This is a genomic window from Streptomyces sp. NBRC 110028, from assembly GCF_001417735.1.
In the GTDB taxonomy this organism is placed as follows: Bacteria; Actinomycetota; Actinomycetes; order Streptomycetales; family Streptomycetaceae; genus Streptomyces.
This window is the reverse complement of sequence record NZ_BBUZ01000077.1, coordinates 1-8,483: the sequence shown is the minus strand read 5'-3', so window position 1 is coordinate 8,483 and position 8,483 is coordinate 1. Positions and strand designations below refer to the sequence as shown.

At 73.2% G+C, this 8,483-nt stretch carries 6 protein-coding genes and 1 pseudogene; 5 read left to right on the top strand and 2 right to left on the bottom strand.

Features of this window, described 5'->3' with window-relative positions:
- A pseudogene (locus ASC60_RS38170) lies at positions 1–288 on the top strand (NADPH-dependent F420 reductase); the annotation flags it as partial.
- A gap of 66 nt (positions 289–354) precedes the next feature.
- Here ASC60_RS38170 and ASC60_RS38165 read toward each other — a convergent pair.
- Positions 355–1,869, bottom strand: a complete 1,515-nt coding sequence (locus ASC60_RS38165) for a CehA/McbA family metallohydrolase (RefSeq protein WP_199831181.1) — start codon at positions 1,867–1,869, stop codon at positions 355–357.
- Positions 1,870–2,035: 166 nt separating this feature from the next.
- Between ASC60_RS38165 and ASC60_RS38160 the strand changes: the two genes are divergently transcribed.
- A complete protein-coding gene (locus ASC60_RS38160) occupies positions 2,036–2,890 on the top strand; it encodes an LLM class F420-dependent oxidoreductase (RefSeq protein WP_055558322.1) in 855 nt (284 codons plus the stop codon).
- 107 nt (positions 2,891–2,997) lie between these two features.
- Positions 2,998–5,592: a bifunctional FO biosynthesis protein CofGH gene (locus ASC60_RS38155; protein WP_055558321.1), complete on the top strand. Its 2,595-nt coding sequence runs from the start codon at positions 2,998–3,000 to the stop codon at positions 5,590–5,592.
- Here ASC60_RS38155 and ASC60_RS38150 read toward each other — a convergent pair.
- On the bottom strand, positions 5,572–7,533 hold the full coding sequence (locus ASC60_RS38150) for a heavy metal translocating P-type ATPase (protein WP_055558320.1): 1,962 nt from the start codon (positions 7,531–7,533) through the stop codon (positions 5,572–5,574). The two genes, ASC60_RS38155 and ASC60_RS38150, sit on opposite strands and share 21 nt — an antisense overlap.
- 67 nt (positions 7,534–7,600) lie before the next feature.
- Here ASC60_RS38150 and ASC60_RS38145 point away from each other — a divergent pair, with 67 nt between their 5' ends.
- Together ASC60_RS38145 and ASC60_RS38140 are read left to right on the top strand one after the other, a co-directional pair.
- The gene (locus ASC60_RS38145; protein ID WP_055558319.1) at positions 7,601–7,957 is read left to right on the top strand and encodes a helix-turn-helix transcriptional regulator; all 357 of its coding nucleotides are present in this window, start codon (positions 7,601–7,603) and stop codon (positions 7,955–7,957) included.
- 67 nt (positions 7,958–8,024) lie between these two features.
- Complete coding sequence (locus tag ASC60_RS38140; protein ID WP_055558323.1) at positions 8,025–8,471, top strand: GNAT family N-acetyltransferase; 447 nt, start codon at positions 8,025–8,027, stop codon at positions 8,469–8,471.
- The last annotated feature ends 12 nt before the right edge of the window (positions 8,472–8,483 follow it).

The following is an 8,483-nucleotide window of genomic DNA, read 5'->3' as shown; positions in this document are numbered from 1 at the left end:
AGCACAAGCCTGGTCTCGGCCCTGCAGACGGTCAGCGCCGCCACCTTGCAGGACATCGAGCGCCGGCTGGACGAGGACGTACTGATCTGCGGTGACCACACGGCCGACAAGACCCTGGCCGCGGACCTCATCAACCGTATCCCCGGGCTGCGCACCGTCGACTGCGGCCCGCTGGACATGAGCGGTGTCAGCGAACGGATCACCGCACTACTGATCGGGATCAACAAGCGTTACAAGACCCACGCCGGCATTCGGCTCACAGGTCTCCCCGAACCTCTCGCCCGATGAGCTTGTTCTCTTTACTTCCGGCCTCGAACGGTGTCTCGAACTGAGCCGCTCACCTGCAGCCTCGTTCTACCGCCCGCCCAGCCAGATCGGGTTGGTCAGGGCGACCATCGGGCCCGGTATGCCCGACGCGCCGCCGTCCGCCGCCGGGTGCCGGATCTCGGCGCGGACGTAGGCCGCGTAGGAGGGCGTGGTCTTCCACTCCACGGTGCCGGAGCCGGAGTCGGACAGCGTGGTGGTGTACAGCGGGCCCTGGTCGGTGATGAAGCGGACCTGGGGACTTGCGCCCGCGCCCGTGACCTTCAGGCGGACCGTCACCTCCGCGTCGGCGGCGACCGCCAGCCGGTCGGCGACGCCGGCGTGGTGGCCGCGGCCGTCCACCGCCTCGAAGGTGAGGTCGACCTCGGAGGACTCGGCGATCCAGCAGCGGCCGGAGCGGATGCCGTCCTGGAGGGCGTCACGCGACAGGTCGTCGGCGAGGACGACCGTCTGGGGGAGGCCGACGGGCGAGGGCTCGCGGTGGGAGTCGCTGTTGCCGACGGCGGGGAGCCAGCGGCCGTCCCCGCCGGCGGCGGCGACCAGGGTGTTGTCCCATTCCAGGACCGTCGCCTCGTCGTCCGGGCCGAAGTCGGCGTTCCACACCTCGACCGCGTCGGCCTCGTTGAAGCCGAACTTCCAGTTGCAGCCGACGCACGTGCCGTGCGGATGGGCCGGGATCACCAGGCCGCCCGACTGCCGGATCTTGCGGGCGAACTGGCCGAAGCGATTGTCCCGGGCGCGGTAGCGCCAGTCGATGAAGGTGCCCGGGGTGATGCCGAGGGCGACCACATGGCCGTTCCGGGTGGTGATCTCCTCACCCGTGATGATCAGCAGGTCGTCGCCCCACAGACCCTCGAACGCGCCGTGGGAGGAGGTGGTGTTGTGCTCGGTGGTGGTGATGAAGTCGAGCCCGGCGGCGCGGGCGGCGGCGGCCAGTTCGGCCGGGGTGCGCTTGCCGTCGGAGTGCACGGTGTGCAGATGGGAGTCGCCCCGGTACCAGGCCCGGCCGCGCCCCTTGGCGCGCTGCGGCGGGTACACGGGCTTGGGGGTGGTGCCGGGCGGGCCGAACCGCAGGGTGATGGTGACCTTGTAGTCCAGGCCCTGCGGGGCGACCGTGTACGGACCGAGGACGACATGCCAGGTGCCCGCCCGGACGGGTCCGGCGAGGTAGCCGGGGGTGGCCTCCGCGGCGCTGATCGCGAACTCCGTACGGGCACCGCCCGACCAGCCGCGGAAGCCGCGCCCGCCCAGCTCCGTACCGCGCTCGTCGAAGATGCCGATATCGCACGCGTTCCCCTGCGTGCCCGCCGGGACGGCCGGTTTGTCGTACGTATAGGAGACGGCGATCTCGCGGACCCCGGACGGCACCTCCACCGGCAGATAGACGAAGTCGGGGGAACCGGTGGGCAGATGGCCGGTGATCGTGCGTGCCTTCTCATCGCCCGCGTCCGCCTCGTCGGCCTGCGCGAACGACACCGGGTCGAGCGTGAGCACCCCCGCCGCGCCCGCGAGCGCGGAGAGTCTGAGTACGTCCCGTCGCTGCATGCCTGCCCCCAGAGTCGTAGCCGTGTCACCCGCGTCACACCGTTGTACGCGTCGATGACATCCGCGGAAAGGCCTGTGGATAACTCGAAGGCGGAGAGGGAACATACGTCCCCCCACACGTCTCTCGTACGTCACACACGTCCCTTGCGGCAGGAGCGGCCCCTTCATGCGCATCGCGACCACCGTCTTCCTCACCGACGAGACCGTCCGCCCCGCCTGGCTCGGGCGCGAGCTGGAGCAGCGCGGGTTCGCCGGGCTGTATCTGCCCGAGCACACCCACATCCCGGTCAGCCGCGACACCCCCGCCCCCATGGGCGAGCCGCTGCCGCGCCCGTACGGACGCACCCTCGACCCGTTCGTGGCCCTCGGCCAGGTGGCCGCCGTCACCGAGCGGCTGGGGCTCGGCACCGGCATCTGCCTGGTCGCCCAGCACGATCCGGTCGTCCTCGCGAAGAGCGTGGCCACCCTCGACTTCCTGTCGGGGGGACGCTTCACCTTCGGTATCGGGTACGGCTGGAACGTCGAGGAGGCCGCCGACCACGGCACCGTCTGGGCGGAGCGCCGCGAGCTGGTCCGCGACCGGATGGCGCTGATGCGCGCCCTGTGGGCGGAGGAGCCCACGGCCCATCAGGGCCCGTACGCGTCGGTGCGGGCGAGCCTGGCGTACCCCAAACCGGTGATCCGGGAGCGCCCGCCCGGCGACCCGCTCACCGGGCCGCGCACCCTGATCGGCGGGGCGGCCGGGCCGCGGCTGTTCGCGCACATCGCCGCGTACGCGGACGGCTGGCTGCCGATCGGCGGCGGTGGGCTCACCGAAGCCCTCCCCGAACTGCGGCGCGTCTGGGCGGAGGCGGGGCGGGACCCGGCGGCGCTGGAGGTGGTGCCGTACGCGGTGCGCCCCTCGCCCGGCAAGCTCGCCCACTACGCCGACCTCGGCGTCGAGGAGGTCGTCGTGCAGCTCCCGTCCGGGGACGAGACGGAGATCCTGCACACCTTGGACGCCTGCGCGCGGTATTTGTAGCGTGCAATCGTATTCCCGGCACCAGGGTCGAATTGTCGTGATCAGGCCCACAAAACCGCAGGCCCGGACGGTCTGGCGATGTCGGACCCCGCTCGTATGCTCGGAGGATGACCACGAGCGCGCAGGGAAATGAACCGAAGCCCCCCACCGCCAACGCGATGCGCCGCGCGCTGGGGCGCGCCCGTGAGGGCGTGGCGCTGGACACCGCCGAGGCGGCGGTGCTGCTCCAGGCGCGCGGGGACGACCTGCGGGACCTGGCCGCTTCCGCCGCGCGCGTGCGGGACGCCGGTCTGGAGGCCGCGGGCCGCCCCGGGGTCATCACCTACTCGCGCAGCGTCTTCATCCCGCTCACCCGGCTGTGCCGCGACAAGTGCCACTACTGCACGTTCGCCACCGTCCCCGGCAAGCTGCGCCGCGAAGGCCACGGCATGTACATGTCCCCCGACGAGGTGCTGGACATCGCCCGCCGAGGCGCCGAAATGGGCTGCAAGGAAGCGCTGATCACGCTCGGCGACCGCCCCGAGGACCGCTGGCCCGAGGCGCGCGCATGGCTGGAGGCCGAGGGATACGACGACACCATCGCGTACGTACGGGCCATGGCGATCCGCATCCTGGAGGAGACCGGGCTGCTGCCGCACCTCAACCCCGGCGTCATGACCTGGACGGACTTCCAGCGGCTCAAGCCCGTCGCGCCCTCCATGGGCATGATGCTGGAGACCACGTCCGAGCGGCTGTGGAGCGAGCCCGGCGGCCCGCACTACGGCTCGCCGGACAAGGAACCGGCCGTCCGGCTGCGCGTCCTGGAGGACGCGGGCCGCAGCTCCGTGCCGTTCACCAGCGGACTGCTGATCGGCATCGGGGAGACGTACGAGGAGCGCGCCGAGTCGCTGTTCGCGCTGCGCCGCGTGTCCCGCTCGTACCACGGCGTCCAGGAGGTCATCGTCCAGAACTTCCGCGCCAAGCCGGACACGGCGATGCGCGGCATGCCGGACGCCGAGCTGGACGACCTGGTGGCCACCGTCGCGGTCGCCCGGCACATCCTGGGCCCCTCCGGCTGCATCCAGGCGCCGCCGAACCTGGTCGACGCGGAGTACGAGCGGCTGATCGGCGCCGGTATCGACGACTGGGGCGGCGTCTCCCCGCTCACCCCCGACCACGTCAACCCCGAGCGCCCCTGGCCCCAGGTGGACGAGCTGGCCGAGCGGTCCGCGGCCGCCGGGTTCGCATTGCGCGAACGGCTCGCGGTCTACCCCGAGTTCATCCAGCGCGGCGAGCCGTGGCTGGACCCGCGGCTGCTGCCGCATGTGCGCGCGCTGGCCGACCCGGCCACCGGGCTCGCCCGCCCGGACGCCCGGCCCGCCGGGCTGCCCTGGCAGGAGCCCGAGGAGGCCTTCAGCCCTTCGGGCCGCACCGATCTGCACCGCACCATCGACACCGAGGGCCGCACCGGCGACCGGCGGGACGACTTCGACGAGGTGTACGGCGACTGGGAGGCGCTGCGCGAGGCCGCCGCCCCCGGCATGGTCCCGTCCCGGATCGACACGGACGTGAAGGCCGCCCTGGCGCAGGCCGCCGACGACCCCACCCGGCTCGCCGACCCCGAGGCGCTGGCCCTGCTGCACGCCGACGGGCCCGCGCTGGACGCGCTCACCCGCATCGCCGACGACCTGCGGCGCGCGGCCGTCGGCGACGACGTCACGTACATCGTCACCCGCAACATCAACTTCACCAACGTCTGCTACACCGGCTGCCGCTTCTGCGCCTTCGCGCAGCGCCGCACCGACGCCGACGCGTACACCCTCTCCCTGGACCAGGTCGCCGACCGCGCCCAGCAGGCGTGGGACGTGGGCGCGGTGGAGGTGTGCATGCAGGGCGGCATCCACCCGGACCTGCCCGGTACGGCGTACTTCGACGTCGCCCGGGCCGTGAAGGAGCGCGTCCCCGGGATGCACGTCCACGCGTTCTCCCCGATGGAGGTCGTCAACGGCGCCACCCGCACCGGGATGTCCATCCGCGAATGGCTGACCGCGGCGCGCGAGGCGGGCCTCGACACCATCCCCGGCACGGCGGCCGAGATCCTCGACGACGAGGTGCGCTGGATCCTCACCAAGGGCAAGCTGCCGACCGCGACCTGGGTGGAGGTCATCAAGACCGCGCATGAGCTGGGCATCCGCTCGTCCTCGACGATGATGTACGGCCATGTCGACCAGCCGCGCCACTGGCTGGGCCATCTGCGGCTGCTGGCGGAGATCCAGCAGGAGACGGGCGGCTTCACCGAGTTCGTCACCCTCCCCTTCATCCACACCAACGCTCCCGTCTACCTCGCCGGTATCGCCCGCCCCGGCCCCACCACCCGCGACAACCGCGCCGTGACGGCCATGGCGCGGATCCTCCTCCACCCGCACATCCCCAACATCCAGACCAGCTGGGTCAAGCTCGGCACCGAGGGCGCGGCCGAGATGCTGCGCTCCGGCGCCAACGACCTGGGCGGCACGCTCATGGAGGAGACCATCTCCCGCATGGCGGGCTCCTCGTACGGCTCCTACCGCTCCATCCAGGACCTCGTCGGCATCGCCGACCTGGCGGGCCGCCCGGCCCGCCCCCGGACGACGACGTACGGGGACGTCCCGCAGGAGCGGCAGACCGCCGCCCTCGCCTCGGACGGCCACCTTCCGGAGCTGCTACCGGTGCTCGGCGACTGAGCCGCCCCGCCACGCGGATTCGCGCAGCAGCCGCAGCCCGTTGAGGCCGACGAGGACCGTGGAGCCCTCGTGCCCGGCGACGCCGAGCGGCAGCGGCAGCTGCCCGGCCAGGTCCCAGACGACCAGCGCGGTGATGCAGACACCGGCGATGACCAGGTTCTGGACGACCAGCCGCCGGGCGGTGCGGGAGAGCCGTACGACGGCGGGCAGGGCGGCCAGTTCGTCCCGTACGACGACGGCGTCGGCGGTCTCCAGGGCCAGGTCGGAGCCCGCCCGGCCCATGGCGACGCCGGTGTGGGCGGCCGCCAGGGCGGGCGCGTCGTTCACGCCGTCCCCGACGACCAGGACGCGGCGTCCGGCGCCGGCCAGCTCCCGTACGGCGGCCACCTTGTCCTGCGGCAGCAGCCCGGCGCGTACGTCGGCGATGCCGGTCTCCGCGGCGAGGCGGTCGGCGGCACGCCGGTTGTCGCCGGTGAGCAGCACCGGCCGGGAGCCGGCCAGCGCCGCCAGGCCGTCGACGGCTTCCGCCGCGCCGGGGCGGAGCCGGTCGGCGAGGCCGAGCACCCCGGCCGCCCGGCCGTCCACGAGGACGGCGACGGCGGTGCGGCCTGCCGCCTCCATCCCGGCGACTTCCTCGTACGCCTCCGGCAGCACCCGGGCGGGCGCCCCCACCCGCACCTCGCGCCCGTCCACGGTCGCGGTGACCCCCAGCCCGGGCGTGGAGCCGAACGCCTCGGCGTCCGGCAGCTGTATCCCGCGCCCCGTCGCCGCCTCCACGACGGCGCGGGCCAGGGGGTGTTCGCTGGGCCGCTCGGCCGCGGCCGCGAGCCGCAGCAGCCCGTCCTCGTCCAGCCCCGCACCGGGCAGCGGGCGCACCTCGGTCACCCGGGGCGTGCCCTCGGTGAGGGTCCCGGTCTTGTCCAGGGCGACGGCGTCCATCTGGCCCAGACGCTCCATGACGACCGCGGACTTCACCAGCACGCCATGGCGTCCGGCGTTGGCGATCGCCGACAGCAGCGGTGGCATGGTGGCCAGCACCACCGCGCAGGGGGAGGCGACGATCATGAAGGTCATCGCGCGCAGCAGCGTCGGCTGAAGCGCCGCGCCGAGCGCGAGCGGGACCGCGAACAGGGCGAGCGTGGCGGCCACCATCACCAGGGAGTACCGCTGTTCGACTCGCTCGATGAACAGCTGGGTGGGCGCCTTGGTCTCCGACGCCTCCTGGACCATCCGCACGATGCGGGCGATCGCCGAGTCCGACGGGTCGCGCTCGACCCGTACCCGCAGCGCCCCGGTGCCGTTGACGGTCCCGGCGAACACCTCGTCCCCGGCCGCCTTCGCGACGGGCAGCGGCTCGCCCGTGATGGTGGCCTGGTCGACCTCGCTCTCGCCGTCCAGGACGCGCCCATCGGCCCCGACCCGCTCCCCGGGCCGGACCAGGACGGTGTCCCCGACCGCCAGCGCACCGGCGTCCACCGTCTCCTCGCCGCCGCCGGGCAGCAGCCGGGTGGCGGTCGCGGGCGCGAGGTCGAGCAGCCCGCGCACCGAGTCGGCGGTCCGCGCGGTGGCGACCGCCTCCAGGGCGCCGGACGTCGCGAAGATGACGATCAGCAGCGCGCCGTCCAGCACCTGCCCGATCGCCGCCGCGCCGAGCGCCGCGACCACCATCAGCAGATCCACGTCCAGCGTCTTGTCCTTGAGGGCCTTCAGCCCCTCCCACCCCGGCTCCCAGCCGCCGGTGACATACACCGCCCCGTACAGCGGCCCCCACACCCAGCCGGGCGCCCCGCCGAGCTGCGCCGCCAGCGCGACCAGGAACAGCACGAGCGCCGCCAGCGCCCAGCGGGCCTCCGGCAGGGCGAGTACGTGGGTACGGCGGCGGGGTACGGCCGCGGGCCGGGCCGTCGGGGGCGCGGACCGGGTGGTGAGCGTGGACGTCATGGCGGCACACCGTACCAGCAACACTTGAACAAGTATTCATGCATAGGGTGGTCCGTAGGATGAGCCCATGGGCCATGGAGCACAAACCCCCGCCGGCGACACCGCCGCCCCGCGTGCCCGTCTCACCCCCGAGAACGCCCCGACGGTCGCCGCCACCCTCCAGGCCCTCGCCACCCCCTCACGCCTGCTGATCCTGGCCCGCCTCCGCGAGGGCCCCTGCCCGGCCACCGAACTCGCCGAAGCCGTCGGCATGCAGCAGTCCGCCTGCTCCCACCAGCTCCGCCTGCTGCGCAACCTCGGCCTGGTCACCGGCACCCGCCAGGGCCGCTCCGTCGTCTACTCCCTCCACGACAACCACGTGGCGGAACTCCTCGACCAGGCCCTCCACCACGTCGAACACCTCCGCCTGGGCGTCACGGACTGAGCCCGCGCCCGACGGGCGGGCAGAAAACGCGTGCCGTGCGGCTCGGCGGGCTGCCATGCTGCGCGCCATGACAACCGATGACGGACCTGGCCCCACCCTGACCACCGGCGGGTGTGACAGCGAACTCGAGAGGCGGCTGACCGAGGAGCTGGTCGCCTTCAACACGGCCGCCACGGGCGCGGCCGACCGTGGCGCGTTCTCGGTCAAGGTCAGCGATCAAGCGGGAGGGTTGGTCGGTGGGCTGTCCGCGTGGACGTGGGGTGGCCTGTGCGGCATCGATCTGCTGTGGGTGCGCGAGGACAGTCGTCAGGACGGCTGGGGCGGCAGAATCCTGCGGGCGGCCGAGACCGAGGCGCGTCGGCGCGGCTGCGATCGCGTTGCCGTGTCCTCGTTCACCTTTCAGGCTCCCGGCTTCTACGAGCGCCACGGCTACGCCGAGACCGGCAGGACGCCCGGTATCCCCGGCGGCCACGCGGACGTGCACCTGTTCAAGCGGCTGACCGGCGAACCGTAGGGGCGGCGCTCT

Coding starts and splice junctions, on each gene's coding strand:
- ASC60_RS38165 (WP_199831181.1), bottom strand. CDS start 1,869: ATGCAGCGACGGGACGTACTCAGACTCTCCGCGCTCGCGGGCGCGGCG.
- ASC60_RS38160 (WP_055558322.1), top strand. CDS start 2,036: ATGCGCATCGCGACCACCGTCTTCCTCACCGACGAGACCGTCCGCCCC.
- ASC60_RS38155 (WP_055558321.1), top strand. CDS start 2,998: ATGACCACGAGCGCGCAGGGAAATGAACCGAAGCCCCCCACCGCCAAC.
- ASC60_RS38150 (WP_055558320.1), bottom strand. CDS start 7,533: ATGACGTCCACGCTCACCACCCGGTCCGCGCCCCCGACGGCCCGGCCC.
- ASC60_RS38145 (WP_055558319.1), top strand. CDS start 7,601: ATGGGCCATGGAGCACAAACCCCCGCCGGCGACACCGCCGCCCCGCGT.
- ASC60_RS38140 (WP_055558323.1), top strand. CDS start 8,025: ATGACAACCGATGACGGACCTGGCCCCACCCTGACCACCGGCGGGTGT.